The organism is Mesorhizobium sp. M2E.F.Ca.ET.209.01.1.1 (assembly GCF_004010375.2).
Classification (GTDB): Bacteria; Pseudomonadota; Alphaproteobacteria; order Rhizobiales; family Rhizobiaceae; genus Mesorhizobium.
This window is the reverse complement of record NZ_SADP02000019.1, coordinates 68,191-91,685: the sequence shown is the minus strand read 5'-3', so window position 1 is coordinate 91,685 and position 23,495 is coordinate 68,191. Positions and strand designations below refer to the sequence as shown.

Sequence of the window (23,495 nt, the reverse complement as noted above, 5' to 3'; positions counted from 1 at the left end):
ACCGGTGTCGCGAATTTCGTCGTCCTCAATATGCAACGGCAAGCACCTCATCCGACCGGTTGCCGGGGGGAGACCTCTCGGCCTGTAAAGGCCAGAACTGATCTGGCTCATATCCGCGACTATCTATATTCCGGTTGTTCTAGCGCGAAACAAATTCTGAGGGTATCCCCATATTTCTACGAGGGGGTATATCGAGTGCCTGCTAATTTCATGTGGGCAGCCGGCCGGAAGGAGTGCGTATCCGGCCATGTGATGTCGACTCACCTAAGGTGATTGCGCTAATTACGCCCTGTCAGACCGGCGGGGAGCGTTTTGAAATCCGACCATCGTCCAGACATTGACGGCCTGCGCGCAATCGCCGTTGCGATCGTCATCTTCTTCCACTTCGAGCTGCCTGGCTTTTCGGGTGGATTCGTCGGCGTCGATATCTTCTTCGTCATTTCCGGGTATTTGATCACGCGTCTCCTGGTTGCCGAAGGTCGCGGGCCATCGATGGCCGAATTCTACGGCAGACGTATCCGCCGGATACTGCCGGCAATGTTGGTGATGATCTCCTTCTCGCTGATTGCAGGTTGGTTCCTGCTGCTTCCCGGAGACTATGCCGCCCTGGGACGCAGCGCCGCTTATTCCACCTTCGGTTTGGGAAACTACTATTTCCTCTGGAATACCGGCTATTTCGATCGCGAGGCGGCGCTGCTTCCGTTGCTCCATCTGTGGTCGCTCGGTGTCGAAGAGCAATTCTACCTCGCATGGCCGGTTTTGATTCTTGCTGCGAAGGGGCTCGCTCGGGGACGCCGACTGCCAATCGCCGCGCTTATCGGCATCCTCGCGCTGATCAGTTTCTCGATCGCCCTCCATCTAGTGGCACTAGATCCGAAGCAGGCATTCTACGTTCCTTTCAGCCGGGCCTGGGAACTGGCCGTTGGCGGAATGCTTGTTTTTGCGCCGCCGATAGGCCGCCGCGGCACGTCGGAAGCGCTCGGGCTGATCGGCCTTTGCCTGATCGCAGCCGGCACCATCTGGCTGTCGCCGAGCTGGCCTTTTCCGGGGCTCTCCGCGCTCCTACCGGTGGCCGGCGCTGTCCTGCTCGTCTGGCCGCGTTCGCCATCATCGGTTTCAGCTTTGCTTGTGAGTGCACCCTTACGCTCGACGGGAAAGATTTCCTACAGCCTTTATCTTTGGCATTGGCCGATCCTCGTTTTCTTTCGTCACTATGCGGGCACCGAGCCGACGGCGGTAGAATCGTTGGCGCTGATCGGAACAGCCTGGTTGGCGGCGTATTTCTCCTGGCGCTTTCTCGAGGAGCCCATTCGCCGCCTGCGTGCACCTCCGGGAAGGGCACTGCTCGCCGGCTCGATCGCTGCAGCGATGGTTTGTCTGAGCGGCAACGCGATCTTCGAAGCCGGTGGTTTCACCAACAGGATTTCGAAAGAGGTCGATGCTATGCGCAGCCTCGACGCGATGTGGGATTGGCCATGTCCGCAAATGGTGAATATTCCTGAGTTCGGCACCACGTTCTGTGCCTTCGGCGCGCCTTGGAACAAGGCGAGGCACCACGCCGTGCTGTGGGGCGACAGCCATGCAGAACATCTCGCCCCACTATTCGATACCGTGGGAAAAGGAAAAAATACCGCCTTCTTTCTTTATCGAGCCTGCCCGGCCGCCTTCGGGGAGGGTATCCACCGGGACTTTCCGGAACAGCCCGGTTACCGGGAAATCTGCAGTTCGTCGCGGAGGGCGATGGTCGGTATGCTCAGACAGCGCACAGACATCGACCTTGTGGTGTTGGCCTCGGCCTGGACAAGCCTATCCTATACCGATGTGGTGGCCGATGATGGGCGGCAGACTGACAAAGTCCTGTTGTTGCGCGATGGCTTACACAGCCTTGCAGACGAAATCGCCTTCCCGAAACGGCGCATCGGGATCATTGGGCAGGTGCCCGGCCCAGGGTTGGATCTGACTTCGTGCGCAGTGATGCGAGAAAGCGGCATGCTGAGACGTTGCTCGACGGAGATAGATAGCGAGCGTGTCCTGCGAGTTTGGTTGCCAATGGTTACCGCGCTTGGATCGCTCTCTGAGGAAAACGCCGTTTTCGTTGTTGATCCACTCAAAGGAATGTGTCCGGACAAGCGTTGCATCACCTACGTCAACGGTGAGTTCATCTACCGTGACGGATCGCATATGCGCAGGAACCTCAAGCCAGAAACCGACGATGCGATTGCGAAAATGATGGGTTTTTATGCGGCTCTTGATACAGGCCAAGGGCGAGCCCAGGTGTCGACGGCGGACGCAGACCAATCCCAATTGGCGACCAGAAGCAATTGAGCGGACGGCCAGATAGCCAGGCCAGTTGCTCGACAGCGACCCGCTTGACCTGGGGGTACACCCGAGTTGCCACACCGGTTGTCGAAGGGCAAGCCGGCACACCTTCGGCCGCGATGATCGCTGGGCCAGAAAGCTATCGCGCCGAGATCGACGGGCTTAGAGCGATCGCTGTTTTGGCAGTCCTCTTTTTCCATTTGAGAGTTTTAGCTTTCTCCGGCGGGTTCGTCGGCGTCGATGTTTTTTTCGTGATCAGCGGGTTTCTGATCACGCGCGTAATCGTAGCCGATATCGAGGCAGGGCGTTTCGGTCTTGCGCGGTTCTGGGCGCGCCGGGCTCGCCGGCTCCTGCCCGCATTCTTCGCGACATTGACCTTGTCATGTATCGCTGCGTTTCTGTTGTTCGCGCCCCAGCATCTGGAGATGTTCGCCGAATCGCTGGTGGCCGCCAACTTCGGCGTTTCAAACATCCTATTCTGGCGCGAGACGGGTTACTTTGATATCGCCGCACGCATGAAACCGCTCCTGCATAGCTGGTCGCTGAGCGTGGAGTGGCAGTTCTATCTCGTCTGGCCGGTGCTGCTTAGGGCTTTCCTTGGCCGATATCCACGGCGAATGGTCTGGCCGATGCTGGCGATCGCTGCATCAAGCTTGTGCCTCATTCTGGCGTTCCAGGACGGATCGTTTTGGCTGCTCTCACGGACGCGTGCAGCCGAGTGGATCGCCGACGGCTGGGCGACGGTTTTTTACAACACGCCTTTTCGAGTGTTCGAGTTTGCTTGCGGCGCGGCGCTGGCGTGGCTTCCTAAGCCCCGTCACGCCATTGTTCACGAGTTGCTCGTCGCGCTCGGTTTGGCGCTAATCGGCGGCGCGATCTTCCTTCTTGATAGCAGTTCGGGCACCCCCGCCTTCAATATCGTTCTGCCAACACTACTCGGTGCCGTTATGGTGCTGCAGGCGGACCGTTCACGATGGGCAGCGCTCGTCCTGCGCAACGGTCCGGCGGTATATCTCGGGCGGATCAGCTATTCGCTCTACCTTATCCATTGGCCGCTGATCGTGTTCTGCGAATATGGCCTGCTTCGAACGCTACAGCCTGCCGAAGCCATTTCCGTCGGGCTGCTGTCTCTTGTCCTGGCCGTTTTGATGTTTCATTGCGTCGAGCAGCCCTATCGAGCCGGCCGCGGCTTGGCCGCAACCGCCAGGCTTTCCTTGGCCGGCCTCGTCTTATTTTCCTTGGTCGGCTACGCGATGTCCGGCGGAATGCCATGGCGTCTTCAGTCGGTGGTCGCGGGAGCCGAGCTGGCTAACAGCGAGGCCTTGAAAGCGATCACCGGCTCGTTGGACTGTCAGGATTTCTGTGAGTACGGAAATCTCCAAAGCCCAAACAAGGTGCTGGTTGTCGGAGACTCACATGTTCAACATTACGCACGCGCGCTAAACGAACTCGGTGGACAGAACTTCCATTTCCTGTTGGCGGAGGCCGGCAATTGCTATTTTGGAGCCGAGCTTCAGACCCGGACCACCGGCGCGGTCACACAGCATTGCCGGAACGCAACAGACCAGGCCGCGCGTTGGCTAAAAGCTGGTGGAATCGTGGCCATCGTCCAAGGGCAGCGTTGGCCTGGATATCGCAATCTTCTCGAACGGAAAGTGGATGGCGCGCCGGTCGACATGCCTGACGTCGCGCAGCTGTTTCCGACAATGCTCGGCGATATCGCGAAGCTTTACGCCGGTTTTCAAGGCCCGGTCATTCTGATTGGGCACGCCCCCAACATCAATCTGGTTTGTGATGTGAGGCCAGCTTACTTTTCCTTGCCATGTCCGATCCCGTCGCGCATCGAGCATGTCACGTTCGAGGCTTCGTTTCGTGCCTTCGCAAATACACATCCTGGCTTCGACCTGGTCGATCCCATCGTCGCGATATGCTCGGCGACCGAGTGCCATGCCACGGACCGCGGACATAGCCTCTATGTCGACGATCACCATCTGTCGATCTTCGGTGCACGGCTTGTCGTTCCGAGAATCATTGAAAGACTTAAGACCGATTTGTCCGTGGCGTCACGGCAGCCACTGTCGCAATCGACCATGCGATGATTGTGCCCATAAGCATAAAGCAGAGTGCGCTGACCGAGAGAGAGACGGCGACCTCGTAAGTTCGTCCATTGTTGCGAGGATCGCTCGAATCTGTGGCCGCGAACAGCACTGCGTCTCGCCGGCGGAATGTATACTCGCCCGGCCGCACCGCAGGCCATGCATGGGGAGACCAGCCGATCCGCTGGAGCTGTTTGCTGTCCTCGCGCAGATAGGATGCTTGCGACGAGGATGTGGCGGGAAGACTGTCAAACCGGAAAAGACCGGGGAATTGTGGCGGCGGCAATAGCGTCTCGTATCCGCCACGCGCAGAGACCATGCTTGCGTTCGACAGCTGGCGGCTTGCCAGCGACGGCGTGACAAGCACGATCGCGACACAACCGGCGCCAAATGCCGCGACGCCTGCTACGGTCCCGCAGGCGAAGCTCCAACGCCCACCTCTGCCAACCGACGACGAGTTCGACACGCTTCGCTCGGCAAGCATAGCACCAATCCCCAGGGCCACCGGAAGAAAAAGGCTGGGTGTGAGCAAAAGGTCATGCGACGTCAGCATCACGCCCACGACAGCGATGCCGAGGGGCAGGTCCTTCGCATCCCGCACGAAACAGAAGGTGAAGCCAGCGAGGCCGATCGGAAGCAACCAGCCGAGGTGGCCAAAGGCGATCGCGAAGAGGAGGAAGGTGTTGTGCGGCGCGAGAGCCTGGGCCTCCTCTAGTCCTCGACCGAAGAAGCCGCCTTCGCGATAGGCGAGCAGGCCGCGCTCGAGAAAGAGTGCCCGCGCCGAGATCGAATTTCGCTTGCCCTCATCGGTCAGACGCTGGTCAAGGGCGTGGATTTTTGCGGCGCTGGTTGGTTCGAAGGCTGCGGGCGACCGCGAAGCGCCTGACGGCGAAGACGATTGGGCAGCGGTGTCTGCAACCTCGCCGGCCGGCGGAGGAAGAGCTGAACTGGCCGCAGGGTTTGGTGGCGGCTGGTCGATTTCTGCGGACGATCCTGGCGAAACCGACATCCCTTCAGGCGACGGCGCAGTGGGGACTACGGAAAGGGATTGATCATAAGACGCATCGACAGCCTCCGATGCCTCGTCGAGCGCCTTGTTGATCGACAAGACGCCGGCAAGCGATTCGTCTATGGCAACACGGAAATAGGTATTTGTGGCAAGCGCGACGCCCACAGCCGCCAGCAGCACAAATGCTAGCGCCGCCGCACGGCCCCAGCCTTGGAGATCAATCCGGAAATGTCGATCGCCGCGAAATTGCCGCCAAAGGTGCACGGCAACCGGGATCGCGACAGCACCGAACGCGGCTAGAAGGGTCGAACGGGAAAGCGTGACAAGAAGCCCGGTGCCGACAAGGACGAGAAAGCTCGGGCGCCAGTTTGGCGAGACGGCACGGTAGCTGGCTGCTGCCCCGAGCAGAAGCCCAGCCGCCGCGACATTGGGGTTGATCGCCAGGCCAGCGGCACGGCCAGGGGTATTGGTGAAGCCGTTGGCGAACATAAGGTCGAGTAAGCACGCCACCGCGCCAAGTGCAGTGACCGACGCCGATAGCCGCAACAGCGTTGCAGGGGTTGACGTAAGCATGAAAACTATTGCCGCGCCACCGAGGAAAAGGGTGATCAGATAGCACTCTGCGACGATCTCTACCTGATGCAGCCCGACCGGGGCGATCGCAAAAATGGCGGCAGCCGCAAGCGGCAGGATCGCAACGCGCACGTCGCGGCGCGTTGCGAGATCCAGGATCGCAACGATTAGCACCCCGCCATAAAGCGCATGAAAAACAAGCCGCGCTAACTCCTCCCGTCCCGTAAAGAACGGAAGGAGGTATGGCATGAACCAGGATTGATAGATGACGATGACGAATGCACAAAGCCAGGCGGAGATGTTTGTCACCGTCGCTTGCAGTGGATGTGCCGAGTTCGCCGAGCGCGAACCTCCAGTCCCGGTCATTCAAACATCCCCCAGATAGAGACGTTCGTACGCATCGACCATTGCTGCTGTCGAGTAGCGCTCCCGCATCGTCCGCTGACGAAACTCCCGTTCAACTGAGGGTTCCGGCAGCCGTTCGAGAACGGCAAGAAGCCCGCGGGCCAGGTCGGCAGGGTCGCGAGGCCTCACCAATTCACAGCCGGGCATGCCGGCGACGGCTTCTGGATTGCCCCCAACGTCCGTGGCGACGACGGGAAGCCCTGCGGCGAGCTTTTCCATCAAAGCATTGCAAAAGCCTTCTTCGTGGGAGGCGATCACACCAACATCCATGCCGGCAAGCAGGCCTGGAACATCATTCTGCATCCCCAAAAGCCGCACATTCGCTTCTATGCCGAGGCGCCGTGCTTGCTCTATGAGAGCCTCTCCGATTCCGCGATCCTGTCCTGCGATAAAGAGAACCAGGTTCGACCGGCTTTGGCTTACGTAGGCGAGTGCGTCGATAAGGTCGCTGTGCCCTTTGTAGGGGATAAGATTGGCGACAATGGCTATACCGATGTCCTCGGGCTTGAGACCCAGCCGGCCGCGCGTGTCCTCCCGCCGGCGCCCCACATTATCGAAGCGGCTGAGATCGAGACCGTTCGGGATTACCAGGACGCGATCGACGTCATAGCCGTCGCGGCCCGCCATATCGGCTGCGACCGCGTTCGAATTCGCAACAACCACGTGCGAGAGGCGATTGGCTATCCGATCCATACGCTTCAGCCGCGGCCATCGTTCCTGATGGTTGCCAAGGCCGCGTCGCGAGGTAATCACGAGCGGCGCCAGCGCAAATCGCCCCGCCAGGGCACCCAGGAAGTTTGTCAAAGGCAGGAACGCGTGGACCGCGCGCGGCCGAGACCACGCGATCCGAGCGACAAGCGAAGCGACCGCAGCGCCGAGAACCAGCATCGCCTTCACACTTGGGCGGGTCTTTGGGGCGACAGCCGATTTGGCATTGAGCTTGCCTGGTGTCGCAGATGCGGTCGGCCGATGAAGCCCATATGATATCGGAACTCCGGCGCGGGTAAGGGGCTCGGCCAGGATGCCGCCAAACGAAAGCGAAAAGACCTCGACCTTCCAGCCTCTTTTCTTCAATTCCGTGGCAAGCAGAACAAGCTGGCTCTCCGTGCCACCGTGCTCGAGTTGGCCGATAACGAACAGCACCCCTCTGCGACGCACCCTCTGGAGCTTGGAAGACGAGGACATTTGCGCCCTGGCATCAGCCATCGAAGCTTCGTCTCGAAGCACCATTTCCAAATCGTCCCTATGCTGACGGATCGACTTGCCACAGGGTGGAGGCAAGTCGCAAGCCTAGGTTTCGGTCGGCAACGAAACTTCACAAATATTGAGCAAGGATCTTGTACTCGAAAATGACATCAGGAAGGCGCGCCGGAGATCGGGGGTGAAAGCGGCCGCGGGTTCTTGGCGCGGCGACCAAGCAGTCTGCTGCCGGCAACCAGCAGCATACCCAATGCGAGAAGCATAAATGGGGGGGCCCATTTCAGACGTTCGAATTTTTCTTCGTACGCACGCACGTCACTGAAACCCTCGGCAGTCCCAAGCGGTTGCCAGGATTGAGCATAAGCGTCCTTCACAAGATCGAGCATCGATCCGAAGCGTGCGTAATAGGGGAGGATGATCGACGGATCCTGTTGTATCTCGGCAAGGGAATGAGGAACGAACACGCCGAAGTCGGGATCGAGGATATACCCATTCGATTGAACAACCGTGTGGGAGCGAGTGGCGTAGATTGTTGCATCAATACCCTGGTCGGCGAGTACCGAATAGACGACCTTCGAAACCTGGGAGCAGAAGCCATAACCTCGATCAAGTGCTTTGCGAGGGGTCACAAATTCGTAGTTCTGCAGGTTCTGCCGGTATTCCGGCCGAAAGCTCAGCATCCAGAGCAAGTAATTATCGAAAGCGCTTATGCCGGTGTAACGCGTATCGGTGGCGGCCCAGCTGTCCTTCTCCGTCCAATAGTGCACCATCCCGCCTGCAACCGTCTTGGTCAATCGGGCGAGATAGGACTGCATCGGTTCATCCGGCCTGCGGTAAAGGTCCTCGACATCCCCGACTTGCTGCTCAAGCCCAAGTGGTCCCTCGATGGCGGCAGCGGGTGGCGCCGGGTAAGCGCTGACCAATCCAAGTGGATAAGCCGAGACAAAAATCAGAAAGACCACTCCGACCGCAGCCAAAACAATACCCAACGAGCGCGCCGGGCCGGCCAAAAGGCTGGAGAACGGAGTCCGGGCGCGAATGTTGATGGTGTCCGTCATTGTTTTAACATAGCACTTGCCGCAGCCGCTGCCTCGTGCTCATCCCTGGGAAATTGTGGACACTTTACCGTCGGGCCTGCGGTACAAAATTGTCAATCCGCCCCAGTTGTGGCTTGTCGTGAGGCGATGAAAATGTGCATTGGACGCGCTGAACACGGACCTTGACCTGACATTGAGTGAAAATCGCAATACGGGCAGCACTCTCAACACGCTCCGGCGCCTGTGGAGACAGGTACCGAAGCGCCGGCAGAAGCAGTTGTTTGGGCTTCTGGTGCTTATGGCTTTCGGCGCGCTTGCCGAAGCCGCTACGCTCGGTGCCTTGCTTCCGTTTCTTGCCCGCATCGCCAATCCCGCAGCGGTCGGCGAACAGTCGTTCCTCGCCCGACAGCTCGCCGGCTTCAGGCTGCCCGGCTCGTCAGACAGTCTTCTCGGTTTGACAGTTCTGTTTTCGGCTGTGGCGATCACCGCCGGCATCGTGCGGATCTTCCTAACATGGGCCACAAATTCTTACGTCTTTTCCCTGGGGCATGAATTGGGCGTGGAAGTCTATGACCGCGTACTTCACCAGCCCTACAGCTATCATGTTTCACGCAACTCGAGTTCCGTACTGGCTGCGCTGCGTCAGGTTCAGGCGATCACCGCCGGTGTAATGCTCCCGCTGCTGCAATCTGTCAGCGGCATAATCATTGGCGTCTTTATAATCGCTGCTCTTTTCGTCCTGAGCTCCTTCATCACCTTCGTCATCTTTGCGGGCTTCGGGGCCGTGTATCTCTTCATGTCGCTGGCGATCCGCAGGCAACTGAAAAGGAACGCCCGGATTATCGCCAGTGTGCAGGCCGAAGGCATCCGGTGCGTCCAGGAAGGGCTGGGCGGCATCCGCGACGTCATCATCAATGGCACTCAACCTTACTTTCTGTCGCGATACGCCGAGCTGGACAGGCACATGCAGCGGGCCAATGCCACAAACTCACTCGCTGCGGGCGCGCCCCGTTTCGCGATCGAAGCGGCAGGCATGGTGATTATAGCGGCGCTTGCCTATTTCCTGATCACCCGCACCAACGATGCCGGTCAGGTGCTCCCTATGCTGGGGACATTCGTTCTAGGAGCTCAGCGTCTGCTTCCGTCCATGCAGCTCATTTACGGCAATTGGGCGCTCATATTGAGCAATCTTGCCGGTGCCGAAGTCGTGCTCAACGCGCTCGAGACGCCACTTGGCCCGGAATGGAACCAAGCTCCTTCCGATCGGCTGCAATTCGACCGGACAATTGCACTGAACAATGTGTCGTTTCGCTATACTGCCGACCAACCTCCCATACTCGAACGGTTCAATCTCACCATTGCCAAAGGAAGCAAGGTCGGGTTTGTCGGAAAGACCGGTAGCGGCAAAAGCACGACAGTCGACCTCATAATGGGTCTGCTCGAGCCCACGACCGGAACGATAGAGATAGATGGACAAAGGTTGGATGGCGCCACGCGGCGTGGCTGGCAAAGACAGATCGCTCATGTGCCGCAAAGCATCTTTCTGGCCGACGCGTCGATCGCCGAGAACATCGCCTTTGGTATCGACCCTGCCAAAGTCGACCAGGACCGCGTCCGTATTGCTGCTCATCAGGCCGCTCTGGCGGGATTTATCGAAAGTCTGCCGCACGGCTTTGAGACACGAGTGGGCGAGCGCGGGGTGCGACTGTCAGGTGGTCAGCGGCAGCGCATCGGCATCGCGCGTGCGTTGTACAAGCAGGCGTCGGTGCTCGTCTTCGACGAAGCCACGAGTGCATTGGACATTGAAACAGAAGCGGTGGTCATGGAAGCGATCAGGGAACTGCCTGACGGCCTTACCGTGTTGATTATCGCCCATCGCCTCACTACCGTCGAGAATTGCGACGAAATCGTAACCCTTGAAGATGGCCGACCGCATGTCTGGACCAGATCCGGTGGACGGAGGGCTCAAAGCGAACTGCTCTAGTTCCTCGCGGCCGGCGGGCTACCCCGTTCGCGGAAAAGGAACTCTGTGCACGCCTCGCCAGTGGACATCCTGACCAGTTCGAACCTGTCCTTGAGGTAACTGACGACCGCCTGGTCATCGGCAAATTCCATTGGCCAACCGCCGAGCCAGTCGCGCACGTCTGTCATATAACTCATGCCGCGGCCTTTTTTCTTGTCGTAAATCTGCTTCAGGAGCAGCGGCCATCGCAGCGGGTTGCGACCAAGCCCGAAGCGCCAGATATACCAGCACTCCATCAGCCGCCGGTGACGGGCATCGGCGGCATTGTAGCGACGTTTGACATCGAGCCAGAATTGCGCGGAAGGCTTGACGACGTTCGACGAGTAGAGGGCGATGAAGAGGAGACCGCCGGGCGCCACCCTGCCAGCCGCATTCTCGATCGCCTGCCACATGGCGCCGGTATGATGAAGCACACCCCAGGAATAGACGAGGCTCCACGTGCCTAGCTTCTCCAGATAATCAAAATCGAGCACGTCACCGCGCTCGACGGTCCAGTTCAAAGGCGCACCCGCCAGCTGTCGCAATTTTCCCGTTGTCTTGACCGACAGCGGGTCGAAATCAAAGGAATGGACCCGCTCCGCCTTCGCATCAAAGGCGGCAAGCGAGTGCAATCCGCTGCCGCTGCCGATGTCGAGGAAATCCATACCCTCAAGGCTTTCCCTGCCGAGGAAGGAAAGCAGTTTGCTAGCAGCCACTGAACGGCGCTCGCTCGAATAGTGTTTTTCCACGAACGAAGCCCAATTCGCTCCGAATTCGTATCGGCCCGATGTTGAGTTTTCTGCAGCTATCATTTTGAGCGGAGTTCGGTTTCGATAATTTCCATCATATCATCGGTAACCTTGTGAACATCATAGCGCTGTTCGGCGATTGCGCGACTGTTGGCGGCCATGGCGTTGGTCTCTTCGACGTTGTCGATTAGCCGGATCATGGCGTCCGCCAAAGACGCCGTTGCACCGACCGGCACCAGCAGTCCATTCACTCCAGGGACGATGGGGGCCCGGCAGCCGGGCGCATCGGTCGTGATGACTGGGCGTCCCATTGCCATCGCTTCCAAAACCGAGCGTGACGTGCCCTCGCGATAGGATGGGAGTACGAAGATGCGTGATTGAGCGATCGCCTCACGAACATCAGCGACGGGCCCGCGGTAGTGGACTGTGCCGTCCCCGACCGCGGCCTCGACTTCCGATAGCGGAAATCCCGCAGGATTAGGGTCCTTGTCGCCGACGAGGTCAAATTGAGCTTCCGGGCGAGCCGCTCTCACCAGTTTCGCCGCGCCCAGATATTCCGCCAGGCCTTTGTCGCGCAGCAGACGGGCGACCATGAGAAATCGCGGTTCGGCCGGCAATCGAGCCACCTTGAACCGATCGAGATCCACGCCCGAACCGTCGACGACATTGGCAGGCGTGCGCCCGAGCAATCCAAGGCGACGAAAGTCTTCGCGATCGTCCTGGTTCTGAAAGGTCGCCGTGGTCGCACAACGCAGGCTGAGAGCATAGAGGCATCGCGCCACCAGATTCACGATCCTCCAGCGCATCGACTTGTGCCGATCGGTGAAAGCATAGCCAAGACCGGTTACAAGCGCGTGTCGGCGCGATACCCCCGCCATCAGCGCCGCAGGTATGCCATAGACAATCGGCTTGATGGCACAGGCCAAGACCACCTGCGGCTTCAGTTCCTGCATCATCCTGTAAAGGCGAAACGCCAACCTCACGTCGCCAAACGGCGCTATTGCGGCACGCTCCATTGGCATTGGCTGGAAACGGATGCCGTTTTCGGTCAGCCACCGAACCGTGCTTGCATCAACTGGCGCTGCGGCGTGAACTTCATATCCTGCAGATCGTAGCGCGAGCAAAAGATGCCCTCTGGTCGTTGCCAGGGATTTTGGCTCACTCACGATGACGACAATGCGTTTCATTCGCCCGATTTTATCTTGAGCCGGCTGCTTCAGGCGGTCTCTTTTAACTTTTAGAGGCCTCAACCCGAAAGCCTGACCCAGGTTTTCCACAAGATCGATGGCCTGAGCAGGCGAAACTAGTTTTGAGTGGAGACTTTGGCGTCCAGAACAGGACATCGTTGAATTGACCCGTTGCCTGCCATAGAACCCCTCGACTCGTAAGTGACCTGGGAAAAACGCGGATGTCGGAACGGATTGCTGTCATCGGCCTGGGATATGTCGGCTTGCCAGTGGCCGTCGCGTTCGGAAAGGTTTTCCCCGGAACGATCGCATTTGACATCAGCGAGCGGCGCATCAACGAGCTGCGCGACGGCATTGATCGCACGGGAGAGGTCGAGCCCTCGGCTCTCATGCAATCCTCTATCGAGCTTACGACCGATCGGGCGGCCCTGAAAGGCGTGACTTTCTTCATCGTCGCAGTGCCGACCCCCATCGACGTCAACCGTGCGCCGGATCTCGCTCCCCTGAAGCTGGCGTCTGAACTTGTGGGAGAAGTGATAGGCAAAGGCGCCGTTGTCGTTTTCGAATCGACGGTCTATCCAGGGGTGACTGAAGACTTCTGCGGTCCAATCATCGAACAGATTTCTGGCCTGCGGCATCCTGCCGACTTTGCCCTTGGCTATTCGCCCGAGCGGGCCAATCCCGGTGACCGTGAGCATTCGCTGCAATGCATCGTCAAGGTCGTATCAGGCGAGAACAGCGAGACGCTCGAGCGTGTGGCAAACGTCTATGGCCGTATCATCGATGCAGGCATCTATCGGGCGCCGTCGATCAAGGTTGCCGAAGCGGCGAAGGTTATCGAAAACACGCAGCGCGACCTTAACATCGCGCTAATGAATGAGTTGGCGATGATCTTCGAGCGGCTTGATATCCGGACGCAGGATGTTCTTGATGCCGCATCGACGAAATGGAACTTTCTTCCCTTCAGACCGGGCTTTGTGGGCGGCCATTGCATCAGCGTCGATCCATACTATCTGACGGCCAAGGCAGAAGCTGAAGGCTATCATCCGCAGATCATACTTGCCGGCCGACGCATCAATGACGGCATGGGAGCATTCGTGGCTCAGCAGATCGTCAAGCAGCTGATCCGTTCGGACGTGCCCGTAAAAGGAGCTTCCGTCGGCATTCTCGGGTTGACATTCAAGGAGGACGTGCCCGATCTGCGCAACAGCCGCGTTTTTGATCTGATTAAGGAGCTGAGACAGTTCGGAATTGTTCCAAAGGTCCATGACCCGCTTGCCGATGCCGAAATCGCAAGACGTGATCATGGCGAAACAATCATGCCTCTTGAAAAGATGAACGATTTGCAGGCGCTTGTTCTGGCTGTGCCGCACAGGCATTATCTGCAAGGAGAGAAGTCCCACATTTTTCAGATGATCCGGCCAGGAGGAACGCTGTTCGACGTCAAGTCTGCTATCAAGCCCAATGAAATTCCCGACCGCATAAGATATTGGAGCCTTTGAGACTCGGCCCCGAGATGAACGCCAGGAATACGTTGTGACAGCATCGACCAGACCGATCCTGATCACCGGCTCAGCCGGCTTCATAGGTTTTCACCTCTGCCACAGGCTGCTTGCCGAAGGCCGGCAGGTTGTCGGCCTCGATTCCATGAACGAGTATTACGACGTTGCCCTTAAGCAGGCGCGGCTCGACCGGCTGAAAGGGTTCGCGAACTTTCGCTTCGAGCATGTCGACCTCGCCGACCGCGATGGCGTCTCGGCGGTTTTTGCTTCCGCCGCGCCGGAGATCGTCGTCAATCTCGCCGCGCAGGCGGGCGTCCGCTATTCGCTGATCAATCCGCACTCCTATGCGGAAAGCAATCTCAACGGTTTCCTTAACATCCTGGAGGGCTGCCGTCAGGCCTCTGTCGGTCATCTCGTCTATGCATCGTCGAGCTCGATCTATGGCGGCAGCACGCGCATGCCGTTCTCGGTGCATGATTCCGCCGACCATCCCTTGAGCCTCTATGCCGCCAGCAAGAAGGCGAACGAGCTGATGGCCCACACCTACAGCCATCTGTTCGGGCTGCCGACCACGGGGTTGCGCTTCTTCACCGTCTACGGTCCGTGGGGCCGGCCCGACATGGCCTTGTTCATCTTCACCAAGGCCATCCTCGCCGGCCAGCCGATCGACGTCTTCAACCATGGCAACATGCAGCGGGCTTTCACTTATATTGATGACATCGTTGAAGGTATTGTCCGCGTCATAGGACGACCCGCCACAGCCGATCCTGGCTGGTCGAGTGACTCCCCCGATCCCGCGACCAGCAATGCGCCGTACAGGATACATAACATCGGCGGCGGTTCACCCGTTCAGTTGACCCGGTTGATTGAAGTCCTGGAAGACGCCCTCGGGCGCAAGGCCGAACGCAACCTGATGCCGCTCCAGCCGGGCGACGTTCCCGCGAGTTTTGCCGACGTCAGTACGCTCGAAGAGGTGACCAGCTTCAGGCCGCGCATCCCGATTGAGATCGGAATTCCAAGCTTCGTAAAATGGTATCGCGAATACTATCGGGTATGATCGACAGCTTCGGCGGACAGCAAATGAACGACAGTCCATGAATGCGCGCTATGATTTCGGTCGCAACTGGTCCGGACTTGCAGAGGGTTTCGAGGAAGAGCATCTGAGCCAAGCGTGCGCGGATCTCCATCGGCTCGTCGGTAACGTTACCGGCAAAACGTTTCTGGATATAGGCTGTGGATCTGGCCTGCATTCTGCGGCCGCTCTCCGGCTCGGGGCGGCCAGCGTCACGGCGTTCGATTATGACCTTAGCTGTATCGCAACCACCAGAGCGGTGCTTTCCAGATTCGCCTCGAATGCCAAGTGGAGTGTAGGCCACGGCGATGTGCTTGACAGGGCATCGCTGCCATCCGGGACATTCGACATCGTCTACTCATGGGGCGTCCTACACCACACGGGAGACATGTGGACGGCGATCCGAAATGCGGGCGGTCTCGTCGGGAAAGGCGGAAGATATGCCATTGCCATCTACCTCAAGACGCCTCTGTGCGGATTGTGGACTGTCGAGAAAAGGCTCTATTCCTCTTATCGCTGGCTACGGCCGCCGGTGAAGGCGCTCTTTGTGTCAGCTTACTTGTCGGCAAGAGCACTTCGTCACAGGGACGCCATTTCATTCATGAAGAACTATCGAGCGCGCCGGGGCATGGAGTTCCTGGCCGATGTTGATGATTGGCTGGGCGGCTACCCGTATCAGTCAACCTCGACTAGAGAGTTGGAGGCATTCGTCGAGAAGCTCGGGTTTCGGACTGGAAAGCGTTTCAACCTCAATCCGGGACTTGGCCTTTTCGGCACCGGCTGCGGTGAATGGTGTTTCGAACGAAACGATGTCGGCCTTTCTAACTCTGATTCTGCGACAGGCGAAGCAAGGACGAGCCAACCGTAAGGGAGAGTTCACGCGGGATGTGCGGAATTGTCGGCATCATGGGCGGAATAGCCGCCACAAGCAGCGGGGCTGCGAGCGTGCGCCGCATGGCCGACACGATCCGTCACCGTGGACCGGACGGGGAAGGCGTCTGGACTGATGCCGAAGCCGGTATCGCACTTAGCCAGCGCCGATTGGCGATAATTGACCTGTCGTCGGCCGGCGCCCAGCCGATGATTTCGCACAGCGGCCGCTACGTAATCGTGTTCAATGGCGAAATTTACAATCACCGTGAGATGCGGACGGCTCTTGACCGAGACATTGGCGCGTTCTCCTGGCATGGACACTCCGACACGGAAGTTTTCCTGGCCGCTGTCGAGGCGATGGGGCTACTGCGGGCGCTCCAATCGGCGGTCGGCATGTTTGCGTTCGGCCTGTGGGACCGGCGAGAGAGGACACTCGCTCTCGGGCGCGACCGCTTAGGGGAAAAGCCCTTGTATTACGGTCGCATCGGGAAAGCCTTCGCGTTTGCCTCCGAGCCCAAGGCCTTTCAGTCGCTTCCGGCCTGGCGTGGCGAGATCGACCGCGAGGCGTTGGCGTTGTTGATGCGCCACAATTACATCCCGGCGCCCTACAGCATTTATCAGGGCATCCGCAAACTAAGGCCAGGTCAATTTATTGTCCTTTCCCATGCAGCTAGCCAGCCAAGCGCCCAGAGCTACTGGAGCGCCAGAGAAATCGCCGAGCAAGGCAGGCGCGAGCCTTTCCAAGGAAGCAGGGAAGAGGCCGTCGATGAAGTCGAGCGCCATCTGCGGTGCGCGCTCGAGGGACAGATGATCGCTGACGTGCCGCTCGGCGCCTTCCTGTCGGGCGGCATCGACTCCTCGGCGATTGTGGCAGTCATGCAATCGCTAAGTTCCCGCCCTGTGAAGACGTTCACGATCGGCTTCAGCGAAGCAGGCTTCAATGAGGCGCATCACGCTAAACAGGTGGCCTGCCATCTGGGAACTGACCACACTGAACTTTATCTGAGCGACCAGGATGCGCTCAATGTTGTTCCGCAATTGCCCCGCATTTATTGCGAGCCGTTCTCCGATTCCTCACAAATCCCCACCTTCCTGGTTTCGAAACTCGCGCGCGGCAGTGTCACCGTTGCGCTGTCGGGCGATGGTGGAGACGAGCTTTTCTCGGGCTACTCGCGATACACCTTCGCTGACGCGTTCTGGAACAAGCTCTCGCTCATTCCGAAGGGCCTCCGCCGTGCCTCGGCAAGCCTGGCAACAGTCCCTTCGCCCGGCTTCTACGACAATTTTGCGGCTGCTATCATGCCGTATTTGCCCCGGCATCTTCGCCGCGAACGCATCGGCGACAAAATTCATAAAGCTGCATCCGTTCTTAGCCTGCGAAACGCCGGCGATGTCTATCGACGTCTATGCTCGCATTGGGAGCCGGATGAGGTCGTAAGGGATGCGGTTGAGCCCCCCACCATGCTGACAGGACTTGAACCGCTTCCGGCCCTCCCGGGCAACGTCCAGCGCATGATGTATATCGACCTGATGAGCTATCTGCCAGACGACATCCTGGTTAAGGTCGATCGTGCGGCAATGGCGGTCGGTCTCGAGACTCGCGTACCGCTGCTCGATCACCGCCTCGTAGCCTTCGCGCTTTCGCTGCCGCTATCCATTCTGCGGGCCGAGGGCAAGACAAAGTGGCCGCTCAGACAATTACTTCATCGGCATGTTCCACAAGCGCTCGTCGAACGCCCCAAGATGGGCTTCGGTGTGCCTATCGATGCCTGGCTGCGTGGCGCGCTGCGCGATTGGGCGGAGGCACTGCTGGATGAGCGCCGGCTGCGGGAAGATGGTTTCTTCCACTCAATGACGATACGGCGAGCTTGGTCCGAACACCTCTCCGGCCAACGCAACAATCAGTATCTGCTTTGGGACGTCCTGATGTTCCAGTCTTGGCGGGAAGCGACAGGGGGCGCCTCAGCGGCGGTTGCGGCTTGAACAGGCGCTGGGATCCCGACCAGTCAGGAAGGAGAGCGGCCAGCTATGCCGTTGCGGACAAAGGACAAAGGGATGGATCGATGGAAAGATCTGCGCCTGGGCCGGCAGCAAAGGCAACGGGCCTATCGACGCCTTCTCGACGCCATCTGATGGCTGAACAAGTGAACCGGTACTTCTCGGTCGCCTGCTTCTTTTCGCCTCCGGTACTCGGGTCGGTGGTGAGCTTCGTGTTTCATGGTGGCGCGCTCTGGTCCCTGGTGCTGCTCGCCATGGGGCGGCGCCGCCTCAACATCGACCGGCCGATGCTTGCGATGTCAATCGCTATCTATGCCTATTGCGCTGCGCAGATCGGGGCCTCGGTGGTCAACGGCACACTGCGAGCTGACATCACGCATTTCCTGCCGCTGATCACCTTGCTGTTGTTCCCGGTTTCCTATTCCACCTGGAGTATTACCGACAAGGCGGATCTGGCACAGCTCGCCGTACTTTCAAGCGCCGCAGCATGCTTTGGAGCCCTGGCGTTGGCGTTGATCCAATATCACTGGGTCGGGATGCTTCGAGCCGAAGGCGGGGCCGGAAATCCGATCGTTTTTGCGACGGTCACGTCCCTTGCAGTTATGATATGTCTCGCAGGGGCACTGTCTGGGATAGAACAGGCTTGGAAGCCCCTAATCGCGGCCGCGCTCGCGGGCGCGATAGCGACGGTCTATTCAGGCTCGCGCATGGTCTGGGTCGCATTGCCGATCGCCGTTGCTGCCGTGCTTGTCATCAATCGCAAAAGGCTAACGCGATCGGATATGAGTCGTCTGTTGGCAGTAACCGGCGCTTGCGTGCTGCTCACCGTAGCGACCACATTTCCGATCCTCGCTGACCGCACGCAGGTCCTGCTCGATAACTGGCATTCCCTGACAACCAAAGGCGATTATTCCACTCCACTAGGCTTGCGGGTCGGCCTGTGGGAAGTTGGATACGATGCGTTTCGCCAAGCGCCATTCTTCGGCCATGGGATGTCCGCCAGCCGGGCGATTTCAGAGCAGGGTTTCAAAGACCGCTTTGGTATTAACGGTCTCAGCCACTTTCATAACGGTTTTCTCACGGCGTCGGTACAGGCAGGACTTGCAGGCGCGCTTGCATTGGCCGCAATTTTTGCAGTTGCGTTAGTGAACGCTGTCAGGGTTCTCGGCCTCAGCGTCGAGCCCACAGAGCGGTTCGGGGCAACCATGATTGTGCTTACAGTCATAATATATCTTGTCGGGGGCTTGGCGGGCATGCTCGTCGGCCACGATATTCTCGATTCGACGCTAATGATTTTTCTGATTTCCGGCACGTACTTAGCTTGCGGACGAAAGATCCTACCAGTTTGCTGAGTCGTTGACGTAGGAATTCAGACGGGCTGTGCCGATGTTTAGTAGCGGTTTTCTGCCGGCAAGAGGGTCTATGGAACCCCAATTTCATCATCTGCCTGGAAGATGGCGTGAAGTTCAAATCGCTTAAAGCGCGTCGCGCTGAACCGGGTTCAGGCGACGCGCTTTAAGTCTTTGTTTTGCTGCATGTCGTTGTCCCAGAACCGCGCACACTTCTGGGCGACATGCATTAAGCGCCACGCAATGCCCGTAACGACCTGAAACCAGATGCGTGCCGTGCAAGATGGAAGCTTTTTCCGGTTTGACGGCCAAAACCAATGCTGGGCTTGTCCAGGGCCCAGCCCGTCGGGAAATAATAGAGATCCCCCGTCGCTCTCAGAGGAAACGGTGAAGTCTGGCGAAGGGCAAGCGCAGTGCCTTTGTTTTCGGGGCTTCACGCGGGGGCCGTTGGAGGTGAGCGAGGTTGAAAGGCGGCTCACGGGAGCCTTGGCGGCCTGCTCCAAACGACGGCCAGAGCGTGGACGCACCGTTAGCGGTTGCTGAATAAGCGACCCGGAACATTCGATCGGCGCCGCTGTTCCTTTTGATCAGGAGGAAAAAGCCATGCATCAGGGCGAACACTGTTCAGAGCGCGGTGAACCAGAGCTGATGGAAGACGCATGCGAAGTCGCCCACTTCGCCAGAAAATTCCATCTCACAATGCCTGAAGCGAGAATGCTCATGCGGCAGCACGGCAACAATCACGCCCGGCTTGAGAGGGAGGCGAGGAAGCTTATGTTAAAGTGCGTTGACTAAGCTTTTCCCGCCTTTGGAACGCCGATTCTCGGTCACGCCAAGCTGGCGATCCGTAGGCGTAGGCGATGGTTTCTTCAGCGGGACGGCTGATCGCCATTTTGGCGAAACCGCGATCTCAGCGTATTCGCCGTAAAGGTCCGGTTTTAGCAAGCTGCGGAGCCGACCTCTACGGCTGATTTGGGGCGCAAAGCTGCCTCTCACGCTGAATGCCTTCCGAATGAGGACTTAGCCGCGACCTAAGAATGTGAGCGAGTCACAAGAACTGCAGGGATATTGTCATTGGGCCCAATAGCGCGGTAGTCAGCCCTATGATGCGTCAAACTCGGTTGGTGGACTCAATGAAGCCGCTGGTCCTGATCTCTTCGAAGGACCCGGACTTTTTCCTCGTTTTCGGGCACATCCTTACAGTTGCAGGCTTCGAAACCCGCCTGATCACCGCAGACAGGCAGATCGCGCGCGCCATCAAGGCCGCGGTGCCGCTTGCCGTCATCCTGGATTGTCATCCAGGCGACCGCGCAATCGCCAAGCAGTGCGTGGAGCTGAAGTCGTCCGAATCGACAAGAGCAACGCCTCTCGCAGGCTTGGTTGCGCCGCGTTCTGGCAAGCTGCATCTGGATTTGATCAAGGCTGGTGTCGACGAGATATTTTCGCGACCCTTTGCGCCTGAACAGCTTCTGAACTGGCTGCATGGCAAAGCGGGCCTTGCGAACTCATCGCGCGAAACGGAAGCGGGGGATCTGGTGCAAGGCGATTTCCGCCTGGAACCAAAGACCTACAGGACATTCTTCAAGCAAAAGGAGATTGTCATGCCTCCGATCGAGTTCAAGCTTTTGCGCAGCCTTTTGGCAAGGCCAGGCAAGGTCTTCAGCCGCGAGGAATTGGTCGTGGCAGCATGGCCTGAACATGCCGCCGCCACTGATGTGCGGGGCGTCGACGTCCATATAGCCAGGCTGCGCAAACGGCTCCGGGCATCCGTGGGAAGCGAAGTCATACGCACCGTCCGCTCAGCTGGCTACGCGTTCGCGCCGGAGTGGTAATCTGCTCGCATGCGCCTGTCGCCATGTTGGCGCGCGTGGGCGCCCGTGCCGGCACACTGGCTCAAGGGCATCGGGCATCAATGGTTCAGGATGTTATCCAGGAAAAGCTGGGCGCGTGGGTGAGCTGCCCTTGAGAAAAAGTCCTTGGAAGAGGCATGCTGCACAATGCGGCCTTCATCCATGAAAACGATCTCGTCCGCGACTTCGCGTGCAAAGCCCATTTCATGCGTCACGCAAATCATGGTCACGCCGCTTCCCGCGAGCGCGACCATGACATCGAGCACTTCCTTGATCATTTCCGGGTCCAGCGCCGAGGTCGGCTCGTCGAACAGCATGATGCGAGGATTGAGGCAAAGCGCGCGCGCGATCGCTACCCTTTGTTGTTGGCCGCCCGAGAGCTGGGCCGGGTAGGCGTGCGCCTTTTCGGGGATGCGCACCGTCGTCAGGTGACGCATGGCGATCTCTTCGGCCTCGCTCGCCGGCTTCAGCAGAACCCGGCGCAGCGCCAGCGTGCAGTTGGCGAGCACCGTCAGGTGCGGAAAGAGGTTGAAGCTCTGGAACACCATGCCTGTTTGCCGTCGCGCCGTCGCCGTATCGCGAGCATTTCTTCCCAGCGCTGTCCCTTCAAGCTGGATCGTTCCCTTTTGGAAGCGCTCAAGACCGTTGATGCAGCGGATCAAGGTCGATTTGCCCGAGCCGGACGGCCCGCAGACGACGACGCGCGAGCCAGCTCGTACCGTAAGATCGATGTCTTTCAAAACCTGCAAGGCGCCGAACCATTTGTTGAGGCCGACGATCCGCACAAGGGGGAGGGTTTCACGGGCTGGGTGTGGAGCTTGCGCCAGCATCAGCGCCGTCCAGCTGCAAGCAGGCGCTGCTCGATGCGCTTCACGCCGTAAGCAACGATCAGTGCAAGCGCGAGGAACAGGATGCCGGCGACGGTGAGCGGCTCCGCGTACCGATAGGTCTCGGAAGCGATATCGAAGGCGCGTCCAAGCATTTCGGGGACAGCCAGGACGGCGAGATAGGGCGTCGCCTTGAGGATCGATACCAGATAGTTGCCGAGCGGTGCGGCGATGTTGCGCAACATCTGGGGCGCGATGACGAAAACAATCGTATCTCGCCGGGTTAGCGACAATGCCCGGGCTGCTTCCTGCTGGCCCTTCGGGATCGCGTCGATGCCCGCTTTGAACACCTCCGCAAGATAACCGCTGTAGTAGAGGCTCAGCCCCAGTATGCCCACCGTCATGGCTCCAAGCCTGATCCCGTAGAAGGGCATGACGAAATAGAGGAAGTAGAGCCAGGCCAGTACCGGCGTCGAGCGGATGAAATCGATCAGGAAGCGGACGGCCAGACCAGGCGCTCCGCCCCCGCGGCGGATCATTTCTAAAGTGAAGCCAAGCGTTGAGGCGCCTAGGCAGCTCAAGACTGTCGCGAGCAAGGTAGCTCCAATCGCGCCGATGATGGTGGGAAAAGTCGACAGTGCGAAATGAAGGTCAAATCCCACGAGCCGTTCCTTTTTCAGGGTGGACCCGCGCCTCCAGCCATCGGCCGGCGAGCGCGATCGGATAACAGACGACGAAGAAGGCCAGCAGCAGCGCCGAATAGATCGCGACTGGGTCGTACTCGGTCTGCGCGATCTCCTTGGCGCGGAAGGTCATGTCCGTCAGTGTGACCAGCGAGACAAGCGAAGTCGCTTTGACGAGCTGGATAAGGTTGTTGACGAAGGTGGGGCTCATGGCGACTAGCGCCTGCGGCAGCTCGATCAGAAGCAGGATCGCCGGGCGCGAGAGGCCGAGCGCCATGCCGGCCTCGCGTTGGCCGGCGGGAAGAGACTGCAGCCCGGCGCGTACAGCCTGGCTGGCATAGCCGCCGATGTTGAGACCGAGCACCAATGCACTGACGGTGAGCGCCGAGAGAGTGATCCCTAGCACCGGCAACACGTAATAAAAGACGAACAGCAGGACGACCACCGCGGAGCTGCGCCAGAATTCGATCACGGCGGTAACCAGAAGGCGCGTCAGACCGGTGGCAAGAAACTGCGCGACGCCGAAGACGAGCGCGAAGGGAACTGCAAAGACCAGGGCGTAAGCCGTCACCTGCGCGGTGATACCCAGCCCTTGCAGAATGCCGAGCCAGATGTCGAACATGCTCACGTGCCACCCGTCTTTGCCGAGGCGGATAGCGGCGGTGGCCGTTGCGTTGCGACGCGCCTCGGGAAACTGGCTATGCGCCGAGAAATCGCGCCCTGCATACCGTTCCTCATGTCGATCCTCCACGCCGTGAAAAGGA

At 59.1% G+C, this 23,495-nt stretch carries 17 protein-coding genes; 9 read left to right on the top strand and 8 right to left on the bottom strand.

The features are described from left to right. Nucleotides 1–312: 312 nt before the first annotated feature. Together EN852_RS27670 and EN852_RS27665 are read left to right on the top strand one after the other, a co-directional pair. Nucleotides 313–2,325 (top strand): acyltransferase family protein, encoded by a 2,013-nt coding sequence (locus EN852_RS27670; RefSeq protein WP_127878765.1) that lies wholly within the window; start codon nt 313–315, stop codon nt 2,323–2,325. Between the two features lie 44 nt (nt 2,326–2,369). Continuing rightward, nucleotides 2,370–4,418: an acyltransferase family protein gene (locus EN852_RS27665; protein ID WP_127878763.1), complete on the top strand. Its 2,049-nt coding sequence runs from the start codon at nt 2,370–2,372 to the stop codon at nt 4,416–4,418. On the opposite strand, the gene EN852_RS27660 is transcribed toward EN852_RS27665, so the two are convergent. The 3 genes from EN852_RS27660 to EN852_RS27650 all read right to left on the bottom strand — a co-directional run bounded on the left by EN852_RS27660 (nt 4,360) and on the right by EN852_RS27650 (nt 8,660). Next, entirely contained in the window at nt 4,360–6,363 is a 2,004-nt protein-coding gene (locus EN852_RS27660; protein ID WP_127878761.1) for an O-antigen ligase family protein, read from the bottom strand. The genes EN852_RS27665 and EN852_RS27660 overlap by 59 nt on opposite strands. Then, nucleotides 6,364–7,608: a glycosyltransferase gene (locus EN852_RS27655; protein WP_189546223.1), complete on the bottom strand. Its 1,245-nt coding sequence runs from the start codon at nt 7,606–7,608 to the stop codon at nt 6,364–6,366. Nucleotides 7,609–7,757: 149 nt separating this feature from the next. Beyond that, a complete protein-coding gene (locus tag EN852_RS27650) occupies nt 7,758–8,660 on the bottom strand; it encodes a hypothetical protein (RefSeq protein ID WP_127878757.1) in 903 nt (300 codons plus the stop codon). A 139-nt stretch (nt 8,661–8,799) separates the two neighbouring features. Here EN852_RS27650 and EN852_RS27645 point away from each other — a divergent pair, with 139 nt between their 5' ends. Then, nucleotides 8,800–10,623: an ABC transporter ATP-binding protein gene (locus EN852_RS27645; RefSeq protein ID WP_246694428.1), complete on the top strand. Its 1,824-nt coding sequence runs from the start codon at nt 8,800–8,802 to the stop codon at nt 10,621–10,623. Here the strand turns inward: EN852_RS27645 and EN852_RS27640 are convergent. Together EN852_RS27640 and EN852_RS27635 are read right to left on the bottom strand one after the other, a co-directional pair. Further along, nucleotides 10,620–11,390: a class I SAM-dependent methyltransferase gene (locus tag EN852_RS27640; RefSeq protein ID WP_189546220.1), complete on the bottom strand. Its 771-nt coding sequence runs from the start codon at nt 11,388–11,390 to the stop codon at nt 10,620–10,622. The two genes, EN852_RS27645 and EN852_RS27640, sit on opposite strands and share 4 nt — an antisense overlap. A gap of 59 nt (nt 11,391–11,449) precedes the next feature. Beyond that, the gene (locus EN852_RS27635) at nt 11,450–12,667 is read right to left on the bottom strand and encodes a glycosyltransferase family 4 protein (RefSeq protein ID WP_210238262.1); all 1,218 of its coding nucleotides are present in this window, start codon (nt 12,665–12,667) and stop codon (nt 11,450–11,452) included. Between the two features lie 131 nt (nt 12,668–12,798). Here EN852_RS27635 and EN852_RS27630 point away from each other — a divergent pair, with 131 nt between their 5' ends. From EN852_RS27630 to EN852_RS27595, 6 genes are all read left to right on the top strand, one after another. Further along, nucleotides 12,799–14,079: a nucleotide sugar dehydrogenase gene (locus EN852_RS27630; RefSeq protein WP_127878753.1), complete on the top strand. Its 1,281-nt coding sequence runs from the start codon at nt 12,799–12,801 to the stop codon at nt 14,077–14,079. Between the two features lie 34 nt (nt 14,080–14,113). Next, nucleotides 14,114–15,136 carry an NAD-dependent epimerase gene (locus tag EN852_RS27625; protein ID WP_127878751.1) on the top strand — a complete coding sequence of 341 codons (1,023 nt, stop codon included), beginning with the start codon at nt 14,114–14,116 and terminating at the stop codon, nt 15,134–15,136. A gap of 37 nt (nt 15,137–15,173) precedes the next feature. Beyond that, nucleotides 15,174–16,019: a class I SAM-dependent methyltransferase gene (locus EN852_RS27620; RefSeq protein ID WP_127878749.1), complete on the top strand. Its 846-nt coding sequence runs from the start codon at nt 15,174–15,176 to the stop codon at nt 16,017–16,019. Between the two features lie 17 nt (nt 16,020–16,036). Then, nucleotides 16,037–18,007: an asparagine synthase (glutamine-hydrolyzing) gene (gene asnB / locus EN852_RS27615; RefSeq protein WP_127878747.1), complete on the top strand. Its 1,971-nt coding sequence runs from the start codon at nt 16,037–16,039 to the stop codon at nt 18,005–18,007. A gap of 149 nt (nt 18,008–18,156) precedes the next feature. After that, nucleotides 18,157–19,374 carry an O-antigen ligase family protein gene (locus tag EN852_RS27610; RefSeq protein ID WP_189546218.1) on the top strand — a complete coding sequence of 406 codons (1,218 nt, stop codon included), beginning with the start codon at nt 18,157–18,159 and terminating at the stop codon, nt 19,372–19,374. Nucleotides 19,375–20,504: 1,130 nt separating this feature from the next. Further along, a complete protein-coding gene (locus EN852_RS27595; RefSeq protein ID WP_127878739.1) occupies nt 20,505–21,203 on the top strand; it encodes a response regulator transcription factor in 699 nt (232 codons plus the stop codon). Nucleotides 21,204–21,280: 77 nt separating this feature from the next. Here EN852_RS27595 and EN852_RS27590 read toward each other — a convergent pair whose 3' ends face one another. The 3 genes from EN852_RS27590 to EN852_RS27580 are packed head-to-tail and all read right to left on the bottom strand — an operon-like array spanning nt 21,281 to nt 23,353. Next, nucleotides 21,281–22,051 carry an amino acid ABC transporter ATP-binding protein gene (locus EN852_RS27590; RefSeq protein ID WP_127878737.1) on the bottom strand — a complete coding sequence of 257 codons (771 nt, stop codon included), beginning with the start codon at nt 22,049–22,051 and terminating at the stop codon, nt 21,281–21,283. After that, entirely contained in the window at nt 22,051–22,710 is a 660-nt protein-coding gene (locus tag EN852_RS27585; RefSeq protein ID WP_127878735.1) for an amino acid ABC transporter permease, read from the bottom strand. Before EN852_RS27585 ends, EN852_RS27590 begins: the two co-directional genes overlap by 1 nt. Beyond that, nucleotides 22,700–23,353 (bottom strand): amino acid ABC transporter permease, encoded by a 654-nt coding sequence (locus tag EN852_RS27580; protein ID WP_127878733.1) that lies wholly within the window; start codon nt 23,351–23,353, stop codon nt 22,700–22,702. Before EN852_RS27580 ends, EN852_RS27585 begins: the two co-directional genes overlap by 11 nt. Nucleotides 23,354–23,495: the final 142 nt, after the last annotated feature.